Annotated in this window: 12 protein-coding genes; 5 read left to right on the forward strand and 7 right to left on the reverse strand. The window is 72.7% G+C overall.

Annotated elements, in window-relative coordinates:
* Positions 1–450 precede the first annotated feature (450 nt).
* Positions 451–1,710, reverse strand: coding sequence for an amidohydrolase (locus tag ACIBQZ_RS07535; protein WP_396087643.1), 1,260 nt, complete (start codon positions 1,708–1,710; stop codon positions 451–453).
* 192 nt (positions 1,711–1,902) lie between these two features.
* Positions 1,903–3,474, reverse strand: coding sequence for a methylmalonyl-CoA mutase (locus ACIBQZ_RS07540; RefSeq protein WP_396087644.1), 1,572 nt, complete (start codon positions 3,472–3,474; stop codon positions 1,903–1,905).
* 248 nt (positions 3,475–3,722) lie between these two features.
* On the opposite strand from ACIBQZ_RS07540, the gene ACIBQZ_RS07545 reads away from it, so the two are divergent.
* Together ACIBQZ_RS07545 and ACIBQZ_RS07550 are read left to right on the forward strand one after the other, a co-directional pair.
* Entirely contained in the window at positions 3,723–5,681 is a 1,959-nt protein-coding gene (locus tag ACIBQZ_RS07545) for a serine/threonine-protein kinase (protein ID WP_396087645.1), read from the forward strand.
* Between the two features lie 27 nt (positions 5,682–5,708).
* Positions 5,709–7,358 carry a phospho-sugar mutase gene (locus ACIBQZ_RS07550; RefSeq protein ID WP_396087646.1) on the forward strand — a complete coding sequence of 550 codons (1,650 nt, stop codon included), beginning with the start codon at positions 5,709–5,711 and terminating at the stop codon, positions 7,356–7,358.
* A gap of 43 nt (positions 7,359–7,401) precedes the next feature.
* Here the strand turns inward: ACIBQZ_RS07550 and ACIBQZ_RS07555 are convergent, their stop codons facing one another.
* Genes ACIBQZ_RS07555 through ACIBQZ_RS07565 form a run of 3 tightly spaced genes read right to left on the reverse strand, consistent with a single transcriptional unit; the run spans position 7,402 to position 13,598 of the window.
* The gene (locus ACIBQZ_RS07555) at positions 7,402–8,082 is read right to left on the reverse strand and encodes a GPP34 family phosphoprotein (protein WP_396087647.1); all 681 of its coding nucleotides are present in this window, start codon (positions 8,080–8,082) and stop codon (positions 7,402–7,404) included.
* Positions 8,083–8,104: 22 nt separating this feature from the next.
* Positions 8,105–11,500: a CDP-glycerol glycerophosphotransferase family protein gene (locus ACIBQZ_RS07560; protein ID WP_396087648.1), complete on the reverse strand. Its 3,396-nt coding sequence runs from the start codon at positions 11,498–11,500 to the stop codon at positions 8,105–8,107.
* A complete protein-coding gene (locus ACIBQZ_RS07565; protein WP_396087649.1) occupies positions 11,493–13,598 on the reverse strand; it encodes a CDP-glycerol glycerophosphotransferase family protein in 2,106 nt (701 codons plus the stop codon). The genes ACIBQZ_RS07560 and ACIBQZ_RS07565 overlap by 8 nt, the downstream gene beginning before the upstream one ends.
* Positions 13,599–13,718: 120 nt before the next feature.
* On the opposite strand from ACIBQZ_RS07565, the gene ACIBQZ_RS07570 reads away from it, so the two are divergent.
* Entirely contained in the window at positions 13,719–14,231 is a 513-nt protein-coding gene (locus ACIBQZ_RS07570; RefSeq protein ID WP_396087650.1) for an acyltransferase, read from the forward strand.
* Between the two features lie 40 nt (positions 14,232–14,271).
* Here ACIBQZ_RS07570 and ACIBQZ_RS07575 read toward each other — a convergent pair whose 3' ends face one another.
* Both ACIBQZ_RS07575 and ACIBQZ_RS07580 read right to left on the reverse strand, forming a co-directional pair.
* Positions 14,272–15,555 carry a nucleotide sugar dehydrogenase gene (locus ACIBQZ_RS07575; protein WP_396087651.1) on the reverse strand — a complete coding sequence of 428 codons (1,284 nt, stop codon included), beginning with the start codon at positions 15,553–15,555 and terminating at the stop codon, positions 14,272–14,274.
* A gap of 29 nt (positions 15,556–15,584) precedes the next feature.
* Positions 15,585–17,063, reverse strand: a complete 1,479-nt coding sequence (locus ACIBQZ_RS07580; protein ID WP_396087925.1) for a glycosyltransferase family 4 protein — start codon at positions 17,061–17,063, stop codon at positions 15,585–15,587.
* Positions 17,064–17,451: 388 nt separating this feature from the next.
* On the opposite strand from ACIBQZ_RS07580, the gene ACIBQZ_RS07585 reads away from it, so the two are divergent.
* Positions 17,452–18,795: a glycosyl transferase gene (locus ACIBQZ_RS07585; protein ID WP_396087652.1), complete on the forward strand. Its 1,344-nt coding sequence runs from the start codon at positions 17,452–17,454 to the stop codon at positions 18,793–18,795.
* Positions 18,792–20,918 carry a glycosyltransferase family 1 protein gene (locus tag ACIBQZ_RS07590; protein WP_396087653.1) on the forward strand — a complete coding sequence of 709 codons (2,127 nt, stop codon included), beginning with the start codon at positions 18,792–18,794 and terminating at the stop codon, positions 20,916–20,918. The genes ACIBQZ_RS07585 and ACIBQZ_RS07590 overlap by 4 nt, the downstream gene beginning before the upstream one ends.
* Positions 20,919–20,920: the final 2 nt, after the last annotated feature.

Genomic DNA, 20,920 nt, shown 5'->3' on the forward strand with positions numbered 1-20,920 from the left:
AGAGTTGTCGCCAGCGGTCAGCGGACCGGAGCCGGGTCCACCGATCCACGGCAAGGACCCGATCCGTCCAGGTCCATGCGCCTGCGAGACGACCGGCTGCTCCCTGCGCCCGTCCTGGCTATGGCGATCAACCACCGAACCAGCCGTGCAGAAGACTCTCCGGGGCCACCGTTTACCAAGATCGAAGTCAGCGCCCCGCCCGCAATCAACAGGCCGGCGGTAGGGCAGCGAGGACGACCACAACAGGGCTTGGGGCGGGGATGACCCACGCAGATATCAAGCCTGACGAGCCGCGTGGGTCATCCCCGCCCCCAAGCCCACCATGCACCCAGCCGGCAACAGAGCAGAAGCCATGCACCCAGCCGGCAGCGAAACCAACCATGCAATCAGCTCGCGTTCGGCGGGAGCGACGGTCAGCACCATGCAACCAGGCACGACCGGAATTGGATCTTAAAAAGCTCCCGTGGACAAAGCCGCCAACGCCGTGTGGACCATCACCCTGACCCCGTACCCGATGCACTTCTCGTCCACGTCGAAGTTCGCGGTGTGCAGGTCGGGCTTGCTCTCCGCGCCCGGCGTCCCCGTGCCGAGGCGGATCATCGCGCCCGGCACCTGGTCCAGGTAGAAGGCGAAGTCCTCGCCGCCCATGCTGATCTCGGCCTCGACCACCCGGTCTGCGCCCAGCGCCGCGCCCGCCGCGCCCGCGATCACCGCGGCGGCCATCCGGTCGTTGATCACCGGGGGTACGCCGCGGATGTAGCGGACCTCGACCTCGGCGCCGGTCGGTGCCACCACGTCGCGGATCAGTTTGGTGATCAGTTCGGGGGCTTCGCGCCAGGCGTCGCGGTTGAGGATGCGGACGGTGCCGAGGACCTGGCCCTCGCCGGGGATCGCGTTGAACGCCTCGCCGGCCTTCACCGCGCCCCAGACCATCGACACTCCCGCGCGGGGGTCGACCCGGCGGTCCAGCAGGGCCGGCACGTCGACGATGACCCGGCCCAGCGCGTGCACCAGGTCGGCGGTCAGGTGCGGCCGGGCGGTGTGGCCGCCCGGGCCGGACAGGCGCACCTCGACGGTGTCGGCGGCGGCCGTGAACGGGCCCGAGCGGACCCCCACCAGCCCGGCCGGCAGCTGGGGGTAGCAGTGCAGCGCGTAGATCGCCACGACGTCCTTGAGCGCGCCGGAGGCGATCACCTCGGGGGCGCCGGAGGGCACGCACTCCTCGGCGGGCTGGAAGATCAGCCGGACCCGGCCGGGGAGTTCGCCCTGCTCGTTCAGCTGGGCCAGGGCCAGGCCGAGGCCCAGCAGCACGGTCGTGTGCACGTCATGGCCGCAGGCGTGGGCGACCTTGGGGACCGTCGAGCGGTAGGACACCGCCTTGGTGTCCTGCAGCGGCAGGGCGTCCAGGTCCGCGCGGAACGCGACCACCCGGTCGCCCTCGCCGATGTCACAGATCAGCCCGTTGCCCTTGGGCAGCAGCCGCGGGCTGAGGCCGGCCACGGCGAGCTCGCGGGCGATCAGGGCGGCCGTCTCGAACTCCGCGTTCGACGGCTCCGGGTGCGCGTGAATGTGCCGCCGGATGGCTACCAACTCGGCGCCCCGGGAGGCGAGCCAGCGGTCCAGCTGGCCGGGCAGCGGTTCGGCTCCCGGCGGCGGCCCCGGGAAGGCAGCGTGCGGTGAGCTGTCGGACACGGTCAATGCACTCGTCACGTCGGATTCTCTATCGCTCTCGTCATGTGAAGCCGGTTACCGCAACGCGCGAAAGCCTAGACCTGTTCAGGTGACGCTGTGCAACGTCATTCCCGTATTGATCGACTTGCGCTGTGTTACTGATGCCCTGATAGAGCTGGTGGGCGGCGCCGCTGTCTCCAACGGATGGCGATTACCGGAGGTTATGAAGATCTAGAAGTGTTCCACCGGGTGGTACACGCCCCAGACGCCTCGCAGGGTGGTGCACACCTCTCCCACGGTGGCACGCAGCCGCAAGGCCTCGCGCATCGGCAGCAGCACGTTCTCCGTGCCCTCGGCGGCCTTCCGCAGGTCGGTCAGCGCCGCCTCGACCGCGCCGGAGTCGCGTTCGGACCGCAGCTCGGCCAGCCGGGCGGCCTGGTCGGCCTCGATCTCCGGGTTGACGCGCAGCGGCTCGTACTTCTCCTCCTCGGCGGCGCCGAAGCGGTTGACCCCGACCACGACGCGCTCGCCGCTGTCGATCTGCTGCGAGATCCGGTACGCGGACGCCTCGATCTCCTGCTTCTGAAAGCCCTGCTCGATGGCGTCCACCGAGGAGCCGTAGCTGAACACCCGCTCGATCAGCGCGGTGGCCGCGGCCTCCACCTCGTCGGTCATCGCCTCGATCACGTACGAGCCGGCGAACGGGTCCACAGTGTCGACCAGCCCGGTCTCGTAGGCCAGCACCTGCTGGGTGCGCAGGGCCAGCCGGGCCGACTTCTGGGTGGGCAGCGCGATCGCCTCGTCGTAGGCGTTGGTGTGCAGCGACTGGGTGCCGCCGGCCACCGCGCCGAGCGCCTGGATCGCGACCCGGACCAGGTTGACCTCGGGCTGCTGGGCGGTGAGCTGGACCCCGGCGGTCTGGGTGTGGAAGCGCAGCATCAGCGACTTCGGATTCTTCGCACCGAACTCCTCGCGCATGATCCGGGCCCACATCCGGCGGGCGGCGCGGAACTTCGCGATCTCCTCCAGCAGCGTGGTGCGGGCGACGAAGAAGAACGAGAGCCGGGGCGCGAAGTCGTCCACTGCGAGCCCGGCGGCGATCGCCGTGCGCACGTACTCGATGCCGTTGGCCAGGGTGAACGCGATCTCCTGCGCGGGCGTCGCGCCGGCCTCGGCCATGTGGTAGCCGGAGATGGAGATGGTGTTCCACTTCGGGATCTCGGCGTGGCAGTAGGCGAACGTGTCCGCGACCAGCCGCAGCGACGGCTTGGGCGGGAAGATGTACGTCCCCCGGGCGATGTACTCCTTGAGGATGTCGTTCTGGATGGTGCCGGTCAGCGCGGCGCCGGGCACCCCCTGCTCCTCCGCCACCAGTTGGTAGAGCAGCAGCAGCACCGAGCCGGGCGCGTTGATCGTCATCGACGTGGATACCCGGTCGAGCGGGATGCCGGCGAAGAGCTGCCGCATGTCGTCGATCGAGTCGATGGCCACGCCGACCTTGCCGACCTCGCCGTGCGCGATCGGGTCGTCGGAGTCGTAGCCCATCTGGGTGGGCAGGTCGAACGCGACGGACAGGCCCATCGTCCCGGCGGCCAGCAGCTGGTGGTAGCGGGCGTTGGACTCCACCGCGGTGCCGAACCCCGCGTACTGCCGCATGGTCCACGGGCGCTTGGTGTACATCGTCGGGTAGACGCCCCGGGTGTACGGATAACCACCCGGCTCGCCGAGCTTTTCGTCGATGTCCGGCGCCACGTCACCGCGGCCGTAGACCGGCTTGACCTCAAACCCGGATTCAGCGTTCACAGCTCGATCCTAAAGCAGCGTTAAGCGGGGAACAGCCTTCAGTCCGTGCAAGGGCGGTGGCGGGGCGGTCGGACGGGGTGAGGGATTTTGCACTCAGCGTCCGAAAAGTTCCACCGTACGCGACAACTCGGCTACCGAGGGTCGAGTTCCACAGAACACCCTTCCAGCGACTTTCCGAATCGGGGTGGGACCCGGCAAGATAGCGGAGTTGGCCGACAGCCCCCTACACCCCCTCGGTGGCATCTCACGTGACTCAGATTCCGACCTGGAGCGGTGGCAACTCTGCTCCGACCAGCGGACGCGCAGCCCCGGGCACGCTCATCGGCGGGCGGTACACACTGCGTGCCGCGGTCGGCCACGGTGGCATGGGCACGGTCTGGCGCGCGGCGGACACGCTGCTGCGCCGTGACGTCGCCATCAAGGAGGTCATCCTCCCGCCCGGACTGGCCCCCAGCGACCGCGACTCGATGTACGAACGCACGATGCGTGAGGCCCGCGCCGCGGCGGCCCTGCAGCACCCGGCGGTCGTCCAGGTCTACGACGTCGTGCACGAGAACGGCCGGCCGTGGATCGTCATGGAGCTGCTGGAGGCCCGCAGCCTCGCCGACATGGTGATCGAGGACGGGCCGGTCAACCCCCGGGTGGTCGCCAAGATCGGCATCGCCCTGCTCGGCGCGCTCGAGGTGGCCCACGCGCACGGCGTGCTGCACCGCGACGTCAAGCCGGCCAACGTGCTGATCTGCACCGACGGCCGCTGCGTGCTCACCGACTTCGGCGTCGCCCGGATGCCCACCGACGTGCAGCTCACCACGCCCGGCATGGTGCTCGGCTCGCCGCACTTCATCTCCCCCGAGCGCGCCATGGGCAGCGACTTCGGCCCGCCCAGCGACCTTTTCTCATTGGGTGTCACGCTCTACACCGCGATCGAGGGCCGGCCCCCGTTCGACAAGGGCGACCCGATCGAGACGATGCACGCCGTCGTCGAGGACCCGCCGACCCCGGCCGTGCGCGCGGCCTCGCTGACCCCCGTGCTCATGGGCCTGCTGGAGAAGGACCCGGCCCGCCGCTTCGACGTGCAGACCGCCCGCACGATGCTGCGCCAGCAGCTCGCCGGCCCGCTGGCCAGCAAGGCCCCGCCGCACATGATGACGGACCCCTACTCGGTGGTCCCGTCGCAGCGCCCGCCGGCGGCCGAGACCCAGCCGATCCCGCCGGCCCAGCCGAAGCCGTCCGGCCAGATCGGCGGCCGGGCCATGCTCGCCCCCGGCGAGTCGCTGACCGGGCGCCTGTCCAACGTCCAGCAGGGCGGCGCCACCGGCGGTGGCCGGCGGCGCGCCGCCGAGGCCCAGGCCGCCAGCGCACCGACCGGCGCCTACCCGCCGCCCCCGCCGATGGACAACAACCGCACCAGCGTCATCCCGCAGTCCGGCGGCTCGGAGAGCGACGAGACCAGCGTGCTCCCGCCGCGCCGGCAGTGGGACGGCGCCCGCGCGGCCCGCGACCCGCTGCCCGGCACGGTCGTGAGCAGCCCGGCCGCCAAGCGCCGCGCGATGATCGACAGGACGGTCGGCTCGGTCCGGGAGGCCACCGGCAAGGCGGTCACCACGGTCAAGGGCTGGCCGCGCAACACCCAGCTCGCCGCCGGCGGCGGCGCGCTGGCCGTGCTGGTGGTGCTGGTCCTGGTCTTCTCCCTGGCCGGCGGCGGCGACCCGGTCACGCCGCCCGACCAGCCGGCCGCCGGCGACCAGGTGGTGCCGGCCTCGTTCGCGACCCAGGACTACAAGGGCGACAAGGCCGTCACGGTCAAGGTCCCGAAGAGCTGGGAACGCGCCGCGACCGGCAGCTGGGTCGACTACGTCAACCCGGAGGAGAAGTCGACCAAGGTCCGGGTGCTGGTCGAGAAGGGGTCGATCCCGCCCCGCAAGTTCGCCGAGACCACCGCGCCCGGCACGCTGAAGAAGTCGAAGGCGTGCCCGAAGCCGTTCAACCACCTGGGCACCACCGACGTGGAGATGTCCGGGCTGCCCGCCGCCCAGTTCGAGTACACCTGCGGCGAGGGCGACAGCATGCGGCACGGCATCTGGCGGCAGACCACCACCGACGGCAAGATGTACTCCTTCTACCTCACCACCACCGAGTCGCAGTTCGCCGACAGCAAGCAGTACTTCGACGAGATGGCGAAGACCTTCACCCTCAAGTCGAGCTGACCTGCCCGGCCGTGCTATCCACTGAGCATGGCAACTGACGATCTCCGCAGGCTGGCCGAGACCTGGCTGGCCGACGATCCCGACCCCGGCGCGCGTGACGAGATCCGGGAGCTGCTCGCCCGGCTCCCGGACAGCGCCGCCGAGCTGGCGGACCGGTTCGCCGGCCCGCTGACCTTCGGGACGGCCGGCCTGCGCGGCCGGCTGCGGGCCGGACCCAACGGGATGAACCTCGCGGTGGTCACCCGCGCCGCGGCGGGCCTGATCGGCTGGCTGGGCGCGCAGGGCGGGCAGGGACCGCTGGTCATCGGGTACGACGCCCGGTACGGCTCCCGCGACTTCGCCGAGCAGACCGCGCGCGTGGCCACCGCCGCCGGTCGCGAGGCCCTGCTGCTGCCCCGGCCGCTGCCCACGCCGGTGCTGGCGTACGCCGTGCGCGAGCTTGACGCCGTGGCCGGTGTCATGGTCACCGCCAGCCACAACCCGCCCCAGGACAACGGCTACAAGGTCTACCTGGGCGCGCAGCTCGGCGGGCCGGCCGGCGCCGGGGCGCAGATCGTGCCGCCGGCCGACGCCGGCATCGAGGCCGCCATCCAGGCGGTCGGCTCGCTCGCGGAGGTCCCGCTGGGCGATCCCGGCACGGTCCTCGACGAGACGGTGGTCCAGCGGTACGTGGACAGCGCCGCCGCGGTCGTCACCGCCGGCCCGCGCGACCTGACGGTGGCGTACACGCCGCTGCACGGGGTCGGCGGCAAGGTGCTGGTTGCGACGTTCACCGCGGCCGGATTCGCCGCGCCCGCCGTGGTCGTCGAGCAGGCCGATCCGGACCCGGCGTTCCCGACCGTCGCGTTCCCCAACCCGGAGGAGCCGGGGGCGATGGACCTGCTGCTGGCCCTGGCCGCCCGGACCGGCGCCGACCTGGCCATCGCCAACGACCCGGACGCCGACCGGTGCGCGATCGCGATCCCCGCCGCCGAGCCGGGCAGCTGGCGGCCGCTGAGCGGGGACGAGCTCGGTGTGCTGCTCGCCGACCACCTGATCCGCCGCGGCGTCACCGGCACGTACGCGACCACGATCGTCTCGTCGACGCTGCTGCGGGCGCTGTGCGCGGCCCGGGGCGTGCCGTACGCGGAGACCCTGACCGGCTTCAAGTGGATCGTGCGGGGCGCCGAGAAGCTCGCGTACGGCTACGAGGAGGCGCTGGGCTACTGCGTCGCGCCCGACCTGGTCCGCGACAAGGACGGCATCACCGCGGCCGTGACCGTCGCCGACCTGGCCGCCTCGCTGAAGGCCGAGGGCCGCACCCTGGCGGACCGCCTCGACGAGCTGGACGCGGAGTTCGGGGTGCACCGCACCGGGCAGGTCTCGATGCGCGTCGAGGACCTGAGCCTGATCACCACCACGATGGCCCGGATCCGGCAGAGCCCGCCCGCGAGCCTGCTCGGCGACCCGGTCACCGAGGTCGAGGACCGGCTGCCGGACGCCGACGTGCTGACGCTGCGCACGGCGCGGGCCCGGGTGGTCATCCGGCCGTCCGGCACCGAGCCGAAGCTCAAGGCGTACCTGGAGGTCGTCGAGCCGGTGACCGGCGGTGACCTGGCCGGGGCCCGGGCGCGCGCGGTGACGGCGATGGAGAGCGGGCTGCGCGCGGAGATCTCCGCCGCCCTCGGCCTGGCCTGAGCGGCGCGGACCGGGGCCGGCGACGGCCCCGGTCCCGCATCCGTCAGGCCTTCGGCGCGCCCAGCGCCGCGGAGATCGCGCGGCTCAGCGTGGCCACCACCAGGGCGACGCTCGGGCGCACGATCGAGTCCTCGAGGTTCATCGTGCCGGAGAAGCCCGCACCGCTGGCGATCTCCTCCAGCCGCTGATGGGCCCGCGCGGCTTCCTCCGGCGGCAGCCGCAGCGCGGGCTCCATCCGGGTCGCGACGAGCAGCGTGACCAGCGCGGCGGTGCGCTCGTCCGGCGGCGCGTCGGAGATCAGCGCCTCGGCCAGCCGCTTGCGGATCTCCGCCTCGTACGCGGGGTCCGCCGTCGGGTAGCGATGCACGTGGATGTGACCCATCTGGGTCTCGTCCACGTCCCGCACCACGCCCCGGTCGAGCAGGTCCTGCAGCACCCTGTTCCGCAGGTTGTGGCGCAGCCGCTGCACCCACTGCGCGGGGGTGTGCGGCTCGTCCGCGGCGGCCTTGGCGAGCACCAGGTCCGCGATCGGGTCCCCGATCGGCGTCGGGTCGTTGACGACCAGGTTCCCGTTCACATAGGCGATCCGGCCGGCCAGCGCGAGGTCCACCAGCACGGCCGCGGACATCCCGAGGTCGAGCCCGATGCGGGAACCGGTCGCCTTGCCGGTCTGGTCGTCGTACGCGAGGAGGAGGAGTTCCTCAGCGAGCGCGATGGAGGTCATGGCAAAACGATAGTGGCCTCAGTCACGCCGCCTCCACCGCCACTCCCTTTCGCCCGGCCGCGAGCAGCCAGTCGACCAGCCGCACGGCCGCCTGGCCCGCCCCGGCGGTCGCGTGGCTCTCCGCGAACGCCTTGGCCGCCTGCTCGTGCTCGGCGGCGACGGTGGTGATGGCCTGCACCGCCGCCACCACCTCCGCGGAGGTGCGGAGCAGCGGTCCGGGCGCCGCCGCGCGGAGGTCGACGTTGAGGCCCGGCGAGGCCTCGAACTCCGCCAGGTCGGGGACGTAGAGGAAGGCCGGCCGGCCGGTGACCGCGAAGTCGGCCAGCAGGGCCGAGTAGTCGGTGATCAGCACGTCGGCGGCGAGCAGCAGCTCGGCCACCCGGGGGTAGCCGGAGACGTCCAGCACGCCCGGCACCAGGCCCAGCACGTCGTCGCCGAGCGCCGGGTGCCGGCGGACCAGCAGCTCGTGGCCGGGTGGCAGGGCCGCCACGACGCCGGGCAGGTCCAGCAGCTTGCCGGGGTCGCTCCAGCCCCGTTTGCGCAGGTCCATCGGGCGCCGGGTGGGTGCGTACAGGACCAGCCGGGTGGCCGGGGGCAGCTCCAGGCGGCGCAGCACCTCGGCCCGGGTCGCCTCGGCGTCCCGGGTGGTGAGCGCGTCGTTGGCGGGGCGGCCGTACTCCAGCACCGGGCCATCAAAGCGCAGCTCGCGGCGCAGCACCGGGGTGGCCGACGCACCGGGGGACACGACCGCCGTCCAGCTCGCCGCGTCGGAGTCGAGCTGGTCGATCAGCTCCTGGCCCAGCGGGTGGGCCACCGCCGTGGCGCCGAACCGGGTGATCGGCCAGCCGCCGGCCAGCCGGAGCACCACCTGGCCCGGCTGCGGCTGGAACCAGCGCGGCAGGTCGTCGTTGGCGACGATCCAGCGGCTGGTGGTCAGGGTCGCGTACCAGGACTCGCTGCCGTAGGCGACCGGCTCTGCGCCGGGCGGCACCGGCTGGCCGCGCTCCACCGTCCAGCGGGCGGCGGGGGCGTCGGGCCGGCCGGTCAGCTCGGCCAGCACCGCGGCGGGATCGTCGGCGAAGCGGCGGCCCGGCGCGGCGTCGAAGAGCACCACGTCACGCAGGGCCGGGCGGCCGGCGACCGGGGCGTACGCGGCCCGGAGCCGCTCCTGCTCGGCCGGGTCCAGCTCGGGCGCCTCGACGACCAGAACGGCCCGCTCGTTGCCGGCCGACCGCAGCACGCTGCGCACGCCGTCGCCGGCCGTCGCCGAGGTCGGCAGGGCCGCGGAGACCGCGCCGGCGAAGCCGATCCCGATGGTCGTGCGGTGGTGCACGCCCGCGGACCGGAACGACAGGTCCCAGGTGCCCGCGACCAGCGGCAACGGGCCGGCCAGGCCGGGCACCGCGGACGGGTCGAGGAGCACCTGCCAGCGACCGTCCCGCGCCCGCAGCGGCAGGCTGAGGTCCTTGCGCCGGCCGCGCAGCCGCAGCAGCAGCTCACCCTCGACGTCGCGTGGACTGTCGCCGCTGAGCACGAGCGCGCCGTCGGGCCGCCAGTCGGCCGCGGTCACCACCGGGCCGACCGGGCGGGTGCAGAGCGAGACGTGCCCGGCGGCGGAGACGGTCGTGTAGACCTCGTCGGTGCCCTGCACGGTGCGGGTCTGCGCATACCCGTCGTCGGCGACCAGCTGGACCGGCTTGTCCTTGACCACGATGTCGATCTTGAAGCGCTGGGCGTACAGCCCGCCGGCGTGGTTGTCGTCGGTGACGTCGAGGGCGATATCGGTCAGCGGCACCCGCGCGGTGAAGGCGAAGCCGGCACCGACCGGGGTCACCTCGGCCGGCATCCGGTGGGTGACGATGCCGCGGACCCGGCTCAGCTCGATCCGCACCGGGCCCTTCGGCTTGTTCCGCAGCATGCCGGTGAGCACCAGGTCGGCGCCGTCGCGGTGACTCCCGGTCAGCCAGCCGTCGGATTTGCTCACCCGCAGCCGCAGCCGGCCCTTGGTCACGATCGGCGCCACCCAGACGCCGGCGTCCAGCTGCAGGCGAGGCAGCGGGTCGGTCCACTCCTCGGGCATCTGCAGCCCGGCCCGGCGCACCGTGATGCCCCGGGCCGCGGCGACCGCGACGGTCCAGGTGCCGCTGCGCCAGACCTTGCCGTTGCGCAGGGCCGCCGGGTTGATCGAGACGGCGAAGCCCGCCGCCTGCTCGGCCGGGGAGGCCGCGGGGTCCTGGTGGGCCCGGGCGCGCAGCGGGATCTTGCGCCGGCCGCCGTCGCTGGACAGCCAGAGCAGCCGCATCGAGCCGAACCGGCGCGGCGCGCCACCGGGCACGTAGGCGTAGCCGGTCAGCTCCAGCCGGCCGTCCTGCCAGGACAGGCTGCGCACGGCCGATTCCAGCTTCGGCTGCGGCGGCGGCTTGGGCTTGCGGAAGCCGTGGTCGATGAGCTCGATCAGGTCGTCGACCCGGCGGTCCCGGATCAGCTTCCAGTGCCGGCGGACCTGGGCGGGCTGCCGGTCGACGGCGCCCGGGTCCAGCTCGGCGAGGTAACCCGTGGCCAGCTCCAGGAACGTCTCGCGGAACTCCGGCGAGGCGGCCGGCAGGAACTTCAGGTAGCCGCTGAGCTTGTCCCAGACGGCCTGCTCCTCGTACACCCGGAGCAGGTCGTGCCGGCCGGCGTCGCGCAGGGCCTGGCGGGTCAGGTTGACCGAGTGGAAGCGGTCGACCAGGTTGCGCAGGTCGTTGTCGGACTGGGTGATCGAGCGGACCGCGCCCTCGCGGACCCGCCAGAAGTAGATCGGCTCGTTGACCACCGCGACGCTGCCGGCCAGCGCGTGCGCCGGCACGGTGACCGGCACGTCCTCGAACAGCCGGCCGACCGGGAACGTAAAACCGTGCGCGTCGTAGAAGCTGCGGCGGTACAGCTTGTTCCAGATGGTCCGGTCGCGCAGCAGCTTCGCGTTCCGCGAGACGTGCGTGTCCAGGTCGGTGGGGCCGATCGCGTCGTTGTGCGGGGCACCCCGGTACGTGCCGCGCGACGAATACCGCCGCACCGCACCGCTGGCGAAGTCGGCGCCCCCGGCCAGGGCCTGCACCAGCAGCTCGTACGCGTGCGCCGCCAGCACGTCGTCGCTGTCCACGAACGCCAGGTATTCACCCCTGGCGACCGGCACGGCGACGTTGCGGGCGGCGCTGAGCCCCGCGTTGGCCTGCCGGATCAGCTCGAACCGGGGGTCCGCCGCGGCGAACTCCTCGGCGATGGCCGCGCAGCCGTCGGTGCTGCCGTCGTCGACCATCAGCACCTGCAGGGCGGTGTAGGTCTGCGCGCGCAGCGAGTCCAGGCAGTCCCGCAGGAACGGCTCCACGTTGTAGATGGGCACGATCACGCTGACGAGTCCGGGTACGAGCTCAGGCATCGGCTTGTGCCCTTCCATCCGTCAGGAACACCCGGCGGACCACGCGTTCGGCGGCGTGGCCGTCCTCGAGAGAGCAGAACCGCTCCCGGAACCGCGCCCGGGCCGCGGCGGCCGCGGCGCTGGTCACCTGCCCGCCGCGGAAGGCCGCGACCAGTTCCTCGAACGTACGGGTGAAAGTGCCGGGATGCTCGGTCGCGAGGTCAAAAGTGACACCCCGCACGGCCCGGTAGATGTCCCAGTCCGGCGCAAAGATGATCAATGGCCGGTCCAGCACGGCATAGTCGAACATCACCGAGGAGAAGTCGGTGATCAATGCGTCGGCGGCCAGGTAGAGCGTTTCCACGGCGGGGAAGGACGACACGTCGGTGACCCGCGGGTGCTGGGCCGGGAAGCCCGCCAGGCCGTAGAAGTAGTGGCCGCGCAGCAGCACCCGGGTGTCCGGGCCGAGCGCCTCGGCGAGCGCATCGACGTCGAGCACCGGGGTGAACGTGGCGTGCCACTCGCGGTGGGTCGGGGTGTAGAGCACCACCCGCTCGCCGGGCGCGATGCCCAGCTCGGCCCGGGCCGACGCGACGTCCGCGGCGGTGGCCAGGGCCAGCCGGTCGTTGCGCGGGTAGCCGGTCTCCAGCGTCTCGCCCTTGATCGGGAACTGCCGGTCCCAGAGCAACGTGGTGTGCCGGTTGGCGGTGATGCTGAAGTCCCACTTGTTGATGTTGCGGCGCATCCGCTCGGCGTTGTATCCGACCGTGGACGCCGGGAACTTGGGCTGGTCCAGGCCCATCGTCTTGAGCGGGGTGCCGTGGTGGGTCTGCACGTGGACGGCGCCCTTGCGCTTCACCACGTCCGGCGGGAAGGTCGCATTGTTGATCAGGTATTTGGCGCGCGCGATGGCGCGGAAATAGGCGCGGCTGCCGGCGACCACGTAGTCGACGCCCTTGGGCAGCGGCTGGTGGCCGGGCTTGACCACCCAGACGCCCCGGAGGCCGGGAGCCAGCTCCCGGGCCTTCTCGTAGATGGCGGCCGGGTTGCAGGCATAACCGCGATACCAGTACGCCGCGTAGACGGCCAGGTTCTCGTCGAGCGGGCGGCGCAGCTGCCACCGGTAGTACCAGCGCAGGGCGCGCTTGCGCAGCCGGGCCTTGGCCGTGCCGGGCACGCTGCGTGTCGACTCGACCGCTCCCCGCACGGCTTTCAGGGCCCGGTATGCCGCGAACAAGTCGGCGGCGACCAGTTTGTGCCGCAACCCGCCGGCGCCCGCCTCGTGTTTGCGCTGCAGCTCGGACACCGCGGTGAACATCGCGCGGCGGGCGTCCCGGGGCACCCGGGAGCCGTCCGCCACGATCTTCAACAGCTCGGTCACGGCCCGGTCGAGCGCCCGCCGGCGCAGCTTGGCCGGGGCGCCGGCCACCGCCGGACGGCTCAGCGCGTCGTCCCACTGCGCCACCGCGTCGGCGTGCCGGGCCGAGCGGGTGGTGCGGATCGAGCCGTCCCGGTCCAGCCGGCGGATGTAGCAGGCCGGCGTGAACGTCGCGACGCTGCCCGCCTCGGCGAGCACCGCGTACGCGAAGGCGACGTCCTCGTACCACCCCGGGCGGAAGCGGATCCCCGACTCGGTGAGGAACTGCCGGCGCACCACCAGGGCGCCCAGCGGGGGCGCCGGCTGGGTCAGCGCCTCGGCGCCGGTGGCCACGGACTTCGGCGTGCGCCAGCCCGACACGGACCTGTTCCACCGTTCGCGCGCGGCGCCCACGACGAGCACGTCGGGCTTCTCCTCGAGCAGCCGCGCCTCGATGGCGGCCAGCGCGCCGGGCACGATCCGGTCGTCGCCGTCGACGAACCAGACGTACTCACCGCAGGCGCGGTCGAGCCCGGCGTTGCGGGCCGGGCCGGGGCCACCGGTGGCCGGCAGGTGCACAACGGTCAGCCGGGAGTCACGTGCCGCACGCTCGTCGAGCACCTCACCCGAGTGATCCGGGGACGCGTCGTCGATGCCGATCACCTCGGCGTCCACTGTCTGCTGATCAAGAACCGAGGCCAGACACTCGGCGAGATATCCCTGCACGCGCCACGCGGGAACAACGACGCTGATGAAGTTCATATATGTGCGCAGACCGTCCGTACGATGTCTCAGAGGGGAACGCCCAGAGTAGCACCAGTGACATTCCGCAATTGTTTCCCCGATTTCAACTCGGTACCGGTCAGGGACCACACTGCACCGATGGAACACACCCACAATGAGACCTTCGTCCACCCCTCCGCGGACGTGGAGGACGGCGCCACGCTCGGCGCCGGGACCAAGGTCTGGCACCTCGCGCACGTCCGCTCGTCCGCCGTGGTCGGCGAGGAGTGCGTCATCGGGCGCAACGTCTACCTGGACGCCAACGCCGTGGTCGGCAGCCGCGTCAAGATTCAGAACAACGTCTCGGTGTACCAGGGCGTCACGATCGAGGACGAGGTCTTCGTCGGGCCGTGCGCGGTCTTCACCAACGACCTGCGGCCCCGGGCGCAGAACCCGGACTGGAAGATCACCCCGACCCTGGTCCGGCGCGGCGCCTCGATCGGCGCGAACGCGACGCTGGTCTGCGGCATCGAGGTCGGCGAGTACGCGATGATCGCGGCCGGCTCGGTGGTGACCAGGGACGTGCCGCCGTACCAGCTGGTGGCGGGGAACCCGGCCCGGCCCAAGGGCTGGGTGGACGAGCGCGGCGAGATCGTCAGCCGCGAGGTCTGAGACGGTCCCGGGGCGGTCGGCACCGCCCCGGGATCACCCGTCAGCCGCCGATGACGATCCGGCGGATGCCTTCGAGACGCTCCGGGTCGGTGGTGCGCCGGCCGTCGACGATGACCTTGACGCCGGGCAGGTCCGCGGCGGTCAGGCTGCGGTACTCGGCGTGGTCGGCCTGCACGACCGCGGCGCCCAGCTCCTCGCCGTTCCAGGTGGGCAGGCCCAGGGCGGCCAGCTCGGCCGCGGAGTACATCGGGTCGGAGACGTACGGGTTGGCGCCCCGGCGGCGCAGCTCCTCGACGGCCGGGAAGACGCCGGAGAACGCCGTCTCCTTGACCCCGCCGCGGTAGGCCGCACCGAGCACCAGCACACCCAGGCCGTTCAGGTCGCCGACCGCGGCGGCCAGCAGGTCCACCGCGTACGCCGGCATCGCCGCGTTGGCCTCGCGGGCCGAGCGGACCACCGTGGCCGACGGGTCGTTCCAGAGGTAGAGCCGCGGGTAGACCGGGATGCAGTGCCCGCCGACCGCGATGCCCGGCCGGTGGATGTGGCTGTACGGCTGGGTGTTGCAGGCGTCGATGACCAGGTTGATGTCGACGTCGATGGTGTCGGCGTACCGGGCGAACTGGTTGGCCAGCCCGATGTTGACGTCCCGGTAGGTGGTCTCGGCCAGCTTCGCCAGCTCGGCGGCCTCGGCCGAGCCCAGGTCCCAGACGCCGTTCGGGCGCTCCAGGTCGGGGCGGTCGTCGAAGTCGAGCACGGCGGAGTAGAACTCGATGCCGCGCTGGGCCGACGCGGCGTCGACGCCGCCGACCAGCTTGGGGTACTTGCGCAGGTCGGCGAAGACCCGGCCGGTGAGCACCCGCTCCGGGCTGAAGACCAGGTGGAAGTCGCGCCCGGCGACCAGGCCGGAGCCCTCCTCCAGCAGCGGCGCCCAGCGGGTGCGGGTGGTGCCGACCGGCAGCGTGGTCTCGTAGCTGACCAGGGTGCCGGGCCGCAGGCCGCGGGCGATGTCGCGGGTCGCGGACTCCATCCAGCCGAAGTCCGGCACGCCCTCGCCGTCGACGAACAGCGGCACCACCACGACCACGGCCTCCGCCTCGGCGACCGCGGCGGCGGTGTCGGTGGTGGCCGTCAGCAGGCCGGCGTTGACCGCCTGCTTGAGCTTCACGTCCAGGTCGGCCTCGCCCGGGAACGGCACCAGGCCCTCGTTGACCGTGCGCACCGTCGGCTCGGAGACGTCGGCACCGATCACGGTGTGGCCCTTGGACGCGAACTGGACGGCGAGCGGCAGCCCGATCTTGCCCAGGGCGACAACACAGATCTTCATGGTGGCGGTGCTCCTGTCGGTGATGAGAGTTATCCGAGGACCCGGCGGTACACGGAGGTCAGGACCTTCGCCTGGGCCGTCCAGGTCCATTCGTCGAGCAGGCCCGGCTTGTCGTACGCGCCCCGGTAGCGCTCGGGGTCGGCCAGCACCGTCTGCACGGCGCGCACGTAGTCGTCCAGGTCCTCGGCCTTGAAGACCTCACCCTGGCCGGTCGCCCGGACCGTCGCGGACATCGTCCGCACGTCGCTGACCACCAGCGGCAGCCGGGCGTGCGAGTACTCGAAGAACTTGGTGATCAGGGCGATCTCGTGGTTCGGCCAGTGGTGGATCGGGATCACGCCCAGGTCGGCGCCGGAGAGCATCGGCACCACCTGCCAGTGCGGCACGTACGACAGCACGTGCACCCGGTCCAGCACGCCCAGCTCGCGGGCCCGGTCGACCAGCCCGGTCATGAACGGGCCGTGGTGGTTGTTGGTGACCAGCGCGACGTGCACGCCGGGCTGGCGGGGCAGCGCCTCGACCATGATGTCCAGGCCGCGCTGCGGTGCCGCCGCACCGCTGTAGACCAGCAACGGGACCTCGGGGCCGACGCCGCACATGGCCCGCAGGTCGGCCGAGGGCACGTCCGGGAGCTCCCCGCCGTCCTCCTGCTCGGGGCCGTGCTCGACGGCCGGGGTGTTCAGCACCACCAGCGGGCGCTCGGGCAGGCCGTGCGCCTCCTGGAGCATGCCGGCGAGGTCGTCGGAGACGGTCATCGCGGCGTCCACGTACTTCACGTACTCGCGCTCGTGGGCCATGTGCCCGATCCGCCAGCGCTCGTGATCGGTCCACGGGCGGACGCCGGGCAGGAACTCGTGGGCGTCCCAGACCAGCTTCACGTCGCGGCCCTTGGCCTTGGCGCGGATCTTCGCGCGGGCGCCGACGCCGATCATCCGGAAGTCGTTGGCGTGGATCAGGTCGGGCTTGAGCTCGTCGATGGCGGGGCCGTAGGCGAGCTCCCAGGTCCACAGGCCCGGCTCGATCCGACGCCAGGACCGCTCGCCCATCGCCTTCTGCCAGAACCAGGTGTAGAGGCGGTCGGAGGGCGTGTCCAGCCGCTTGCGGGCCTGCCGCCACCGGTCGGTCTGCCGCCGCCGCAGCGACACCCAGCGCGACACGGCCCGGGCCAGCACCGACTCGACGCGCAGGCTGAGCTTGCCGGGGGTCTCCGCGTGCCGCACCCGCAGGTCGGCCTTCCAGGCGCGCATCGTCTGGGCGCGCTGCGCGCCCACGCCCGTCGGCGGGTACGCCAGCGGCGCCAGCACCCAGTGCCGGCGGAACTCGTGCGGGCGCTTCTGCTGCGGCGTGAGCATCGGCAGCAGGCGGACCTTGGCCGGCCCGAGCGTCCAGGTGTGTTCCTGCTTGTCGGGCGAGCGGCCCAGCAGCGTCACGTCCCAGCCGGCCTCGGCCGCGGAGCGGGCCTCCTTCTGCACCCGTGAGTCGCCGTTCACGCCGTTGTCGACCAGCATGACGATCCGGCGGCGGCCCTCCGGGGGCCCAGCCACGTCGGTTCCCATGACGCTCTCTTCCCGCTTCACATGTCTTGTGTTGATCACCACGCCGAGTCGGCGCCGTTTCGTACCCCGCTCGGACAGGGCACGCGGACGGTAGCGTCGTAACGTCGCCGAAATCAATTCTCGCCCGACTTTATAAGGCTGCCGCACCCGGCCGTCCGGGGTACCCCGGAACCCGGACTCTGCGTATTGAGATCATCGCGGACAGCGATACCGCCGACGGATTTCCGATGATGAATGACTTTCCCGATTGGATGTTTTACTTTAACTCGCCATCGGTTGACGTTCTTCGTCCCATGACGGCGCACCCACCGCTGCACGCCGGAAGTAAGGTGCCCCACCCATGAACCATCGCCACCGGTCGATCGGCCGCCGCTGGGCCCGGGTCAGCGGCCCGCGGCGCCGGCCCGACAGCGGCCGACCGCATGCCTACTATCTGGCGCTCGGCTTCCCGGCGGCGGCGAGCTGCGCCGACCGGATGCGCGCGACGGCCGATCAGCTGTACGCCCAGGGCTGGGACATAACCGTGGTCACGGCCTGCGGCGAGCGCGAGTCCGGCCTCGACCCGCGGATCCGCGTGGTGGAGCTGCCGCTGCGGCGCGCCGAGCTCGACACCGACATCCGCGCCTTCACCAGGGCACGCTCGGTCGACCCGGCGGGGTGGGCGGCCGAGGCGGACCTGCGCAACCGGGAGGTCTTCCCCGAGCCGCACTTCGGCGGCTGGCGGCCGGCCCTGGAGCGGGCGATCCTCGCGCTGCACCGGCGGGATCCGGCCGACCTGCTGGTCACCGCCTGCGCGCCGTTCGTGAGCCTGGCCGCCACCTGGCGGCTGTGGCAGGAGCATCAGGTGCCGTACGTGGTCGACCTGGGGGCCGGCTGGTCGGTGGACGGGGCCGGGGAGGAGACGTTCACCCCCACCTCCATCGCCGGGCGCTGGGAAGCCAAGGTGCTGGCCGAGGCGGTGGCCGTCTGGTGCGCCGAGGAACCCGTCGCCGAGCACTACCGCACCCGCTTTCCGGCGGTCGCCGACCGCGTGGCGACGGTGCCCGACGGCTACGACGAGGAAGCCGTCCCGCCGGCGGACCGGGCCCGCAAGCCCGGGGCCGGCCTGCGGTTCGGACACCTCGGCACGATCACCGTCCCGGCCGCCGTGCTGACCGCGGTGCTGGACGGCTGGCGCAAGGCCCGCGCCGAGGATCCGGCGCTGGCGGACGCGACGCTGGAGTTCCGGGCCGGCGCGACGTGCGAGGACACCGCTGCCGAGGAGCTGGTGCGCACGGCGTACGAGGACGGGGTCCGCACGGGCGGACCGGTGCCGCGCGCCGAGGTGGCCCAGCTCTACGCCGGCTGGGACGTCCTGGTTCTCATCGAGACCGGTAGCGGCCGGGCATACGAGGCGCTGGCCGGCGGCATGCCGGTGCTGTCCGTGCACAAGCCCGACCACGCCGGCGCCCGGGTGCTGACCGGCAGCCCGATGTGGACCGGCGCGGTGGGGCACGAGGCGGGGCTGCTCGCCGAGTCGTTCCGCCAGGCCGCCCGGCTCGCACTGACGGCCACCGCCGAGGACCGGCAGGCAGCCCGCGGGGCGGCGGCCGGGCACACCCGTACGGCCCTGCTGGAGCCGGCCGTCCGGCAAGTCACCACCACCGTCCGCCCGACGCCCGTGCCCGCCGGAGAAACCTCATGACCCAGGTACTGATCGTCTCCAACTGGCTGCCGGCCCGGCCCACCGTCTTCGCGGACACCCTGCGGACGTTGCGGGACAACGGGGCGCACGTCACGTACGTCTGCGGCGGCAACCCGGCGAAGGTCGTGGTGCCGGAGGACGTGGCCACCGTCAAGGGCCTGTTCGCGGCGAAGAAACTGCCGCAGGCGGAGCAGGAGGCGTACCAGGACGAGCCGAAGAGCCGCAAGCTGTGGCTGCGGGCGCGCCGCGACCCGCGATTGCACCGGCTCGCCCGCGCGGCCGACGTGATCGTCGCGCTGGACCCGAACGCCGTACACACCGTCTGGCAGCTCGCCCGCCGCCACCGGGCGGCCGATGCCGTCCTGGGGCTGCCGGCCGCGCTGGCCGCGGTGGACCGCCGCGCGCAACACCCCTCGCGGTACGCGGTCCGCCGCCTGCTGGGACGCGGCCCCTCGCCCGCGGCGGCCACCGACAAGCTGCGCGCCCGCGCGGACCTGCTCACCGAACGGGCGGCCGAGCGGGGTGCGGAGGACAGGTTCCTGCGCGCGGCCCGCGGCCGCCGCACGTGGGAGCTCGTGCTGAACGCACCCGGCCTCAGCGACGACACCCGCCTGCGCTGGGCGGACCGGGTCGCCGGGCGGCTGCTGACGCTGAAGCTCCCCACCGAGGCCGGCGCGGTCCGGGTGGCCGCGACCCGGCGGATGCGCAGCCTGACGCGGCGGGCGGCCTGGCTGAACGCGGCGGCGGCCGCCGAGTTCGAGGCCGGCCGCGTGCCCGGCTTCCTCGGCACGGCCGCCGGCGCCGAGCTCGACGCGGCCGACGCGGCGCTGCGCCGCGACGACGTCACCGAGGCCACCCGCGCGGTCGCCCGGGTCATCCCGCTGATGTTCAACCGGGCCGCGCACTTCGACGCGCTGGAATCACCGAGCGCGCAGGACCCCCGCGGCTTCCTCGCGCCGCTGCACGGCAGCGCGGCCGGCCGGGCGCTGGCTGCCCCGCAGGGCCGCTCGACGCCGGCCGCGGCGGCGCCCACCGACCGTCCGCACCGCCTGCTCTTCGTCACCCGCGACAACCAGTACTTCCTCACCGACATCCGGGCCCGCTACGAGGCCGACGCGGACTTTGAGGTACGCAGCCTCGACCTGCTGGCTGACCCGGAGCGCGAAATGCTCACCCGGCAGACCGGCAAGCTCATCCGGCACAAGCTGGCCGGCAGCTCCGCGTACGGCGACGCGATCCGCGAGTGGCTCGCGCCGATGGTGCAGTGGGCCGACACCGTCTTCGTGGACTGGTGCCTGATACAGGCCGCGCTGCTCACCGTGGTCGACCCGGGCAGCACCCGGATCATCGTGCGGCTGCACAGCTACGAGGCGTTCACGGTCTTCCCGCACCTGATCGACTTCTCCCGGGTCGACGACCTGGTCTTCGTCTCCGAGCCGCTGCGCGACTTCACCCTGGACGCGGTGCCCCGGCTGCGGGGACCGGGTGCGCCGCGCACGCCGGTGGTCACCAACGCGGTCCGGCTGGACCGCTACCGCCTGCCGAAGTCCGCCGACGCCCGGTTCACGCTCGGGCTGATCGGGCTGAGCGCCATCGCGAAGGACCCGCGGTGGGCCTTCGAGGTGCTGCGGGAGTTGCGCCGCCAGGACGAGCGCTACGCACTCGTGCTGATCGGCAAGGAACTGGACGGCCTGGCCACCCCGACCGCCGCGGCCTACCACGAGCGGTACGCCCGCGACCTGGCCGAGCTGGAGGCCGCGGGGGCGGTGCGCCGGGTCGGGCAGACCGACGACGTGCCGGGGGCGCTGACCGAGGTCGGCGTCATCCTGAGCACGTCCGTGCGGGAGAGCTTCCACCTGGGCCTGATCGAGGGGGCGGCCAGTTCCGCCGTACCCGTGGTCCGGGACTGGCCGTTCTTCGCCGGCCGGCAGGCCGGGGCCCGCAGCATCTTCCCGGCGGACTGGATCGTGACCACGCCGCAGCGGGCCGCCGAGCGGATCCTGCGGCTCACCGCCACCGAGGAGACCTGGCGCAAGGCCGGCGAAGCCGCCGCCGAGCACGCGATGATCACCTGGGACTGGTCGGTCACCCAGGCCGAGTACGACCGGCTGCTGCGGCCCTGACC

The organism is Actinoplanes sp. NPDC049599, assembly GCF_044465625.1.
In the GTDB taxonomy this organism is placed as follows: Bacteria; Actinomycetota; Actinomycetes; order Mycobacteriales; family Micromonosporaceae; genus Actinoplanes.

What these genes read in the sequence shown, in the direction of transcription:
- ACIBQZ_RS07570 (WP_396087650.1), top strand. Translation starts at nt 13,719, where the DNA reads ATGGAACACACCCACAATGAGACCTTCGTCCACCCCTCCGCGGACGTG.
- ACIBQZ_RS07565 (WP_396087649.1), bottom strand. Translation starts at nt 13,598, where the DNA reads ATGAACTTCATCAGCGTCGTTGTTCCCGCGTGGCGCGTGCAGGGATAT.
- ACIBQZ_RS07555 (WP_396087647.1), bottom strand. Translation starts at nt 8,082, where the DNA reads ATGACCTCCATCGCGCTCGCTGAGGAACTCCTCCTCCTCGCGTACGAC.
- ACIBQZ_RS07550 (WP_396087646.1), top strand. Translation starts at nt 5,709, where the DNA reads ATGGCAACTGACGATCTCCGCAGGCTGGCCGAGACCTGGCTGGCCGAC.
- ACIBQZ_RS07585 (WP_396087652.1), top strand. Translation starts at nt 17,452, where the DNA reads ATGAACCATCGCCACCGGTCGATCGGCCGCCGCTGGGCCCGGGTCAGC.
- ACIBQZ_RS07575 (WP_396087651.1), bottom strand. Translation starts at nt 15,555, where the DNA reads ATGAAGATCTGTGTTGTCGCCCTGGGCAAGATCGGGCTGCCGCTCGCC.
- ACIBQZ_RS07590 (WP_396087653.1), top strand. Translation starts at nt 18,792, where the DNA reads ATGACCCAGGTACTGATCGTCTCCAACTGGCTGCCGGCCCGGCCCACC.
- ACIBQZ_RS07580 (WP_396087925.1), bottom strand. Translation starts at nt 17,063, where the DNA reads ATGCTGGTCGACAACGGCGTGAACGGCGACTCACGGGTGCAGAAGGAG.
- ACIBQZ_RS07560 (WP_396087648.1), bottom strand. Translation starts at nt 11,500, where the DNA reads ATGCCTGAGCTCGTACCCGGACTCGTCAGCGTGATCGTGCCCATCTAC.